The sequence below is a fragment of the Endozoicomonas sp. ALC013 genome (assembly GCF_049310205.1).
In the GTDB taxonomy this organism is placed as follows: domain Bacteria; phylum Pseudomonadota; class Gammaproteobacteria; order Pseudomonadales; family Endozoicomonadaceae; genus Endozoicomonas.
Window position 1 is genome coordinate 1 of record NZ_JBLYNS010000376.1, and the last position, 1,379, is coordinate 1,379.

Annotated in this window: 1 protein-coding gene; it reads left to right on the plus strand. The window is 49.2% G+C overall.

From position 1 onward, the window contains the following. Nucleotides 1-991 (plus strand): ankyrin repeat domain-containing protein (locus ACO6V1_RS23930; protein ID WP_422469100.1); only part of this gene is annotated, 991 nt, incomplete at its 5' end. Between the last annotated feature and the right edge of the window lie 388 nt (nt 992-1,379).

A 1,379-nucleotide genomic window follows, 5' to 3' on the forward strand; every position in this document is an offset into this window, starting at 1 on the left:
CTCCGGTAATTTGCCTGGATTGGAATACCTGTTGAAACCGGGCAACCCGCAGGTTAGCCAGAAAAATATCCATGGCTCGACGCCCCTGCACATCGCTGCCGAAAACGGGCACGTAGCGTTCGTCAGGGCGTTACTGACCATTCACGGCATTGACGTCAATGTGAAGAATAACAATGGCGTGACCCCCCTGTACTATGCTGCCTTGAGAGGTCACGCAGAGTGCGTCACGGAGTTGTTGAACACCACAGGCATTGACGTCAATGTGACACATAACGATAGCTTGACGCCCTTGCACGGTGCTGCCTCAGAAGGCCACGTAGTGTGTGTCAGGGCGTTATTGACCGCCGATGGCATTGACGTCAATGTGCAGAATGACGATGGCTATACGCCCCTGTACTGTGCTGTCGCAGAAGGCCACGCAGAGTGCATCAAGGAATTACTGTCCGCCGACGGCATTGACGTCAATGTTAAGTGCTTCTATGGCTATACGCCCCTGTACTGCGCTGTTGTAGAAGACTTCGCAGAGTGCATCAAGGTATTACTGACTGCTGACGACATTGACGTCAATTTGACTTCGTCTTCAGGCATGACGCCCCTGAGCTGCGCTGCCCAATCTGGCTATACAGACTGCATCATGGTGTTATTGAACGCCAAAGGCATTGACGTCAATATGGCACTACCTGGGCACCTTACGCCCCTGCAGTGGGCTGCCATAGGCGACAACGTAGAGTGCGTCCTGCTGTTATTGAACGCCAAGGGCATTGACGTCAATGTGAAAACAATCAAGGGTCTCACACCTCTGCACTGCGCTGCCGAATTTGGCCGGGCAGGGTCTATCAAAGCGTTACTTACAGCTCCCGGCATTGACATTAGTGTAAAAAGCAGCGACGGCTTGACGCCCCGGGACACCGCTCGCAAAAAAGGCCATGCAGAGTGCGAAAAACTGCTGATTCCACTTTTTCCTGACCCGGGACTTGGCTCTGGTAATTGATTAGCCCGGACTGAGTAAAATGATGAAGTTATTCCGGGACAAATTCAAAGGGGGGGGGTGAGGGAGCACATTTATGAAATATTCGGGTCAGGGTCGGCAGTTCCCGGTTTATTCGTTACCTGTTTTTCCCACGCCAATATCACCATATTCATTTTAATAGCTAAAAATTCAATAATTAATGCAAGCCATTAATATGCAACTTTTCCACTATTTTGCAATCAAATATGTCCAAAACAAATAGGACATGGACAAATTCATGCTTTCGTTAAATACAGAAATCAACTCAATACTTTTCCAACCTTGGCAACCAGATACAGTTTCTGAAAAGCCACCAATACCAACGGTTGTCCAGCAGCCAGAATATATTGAATTGCCCGGGGTTCATTGT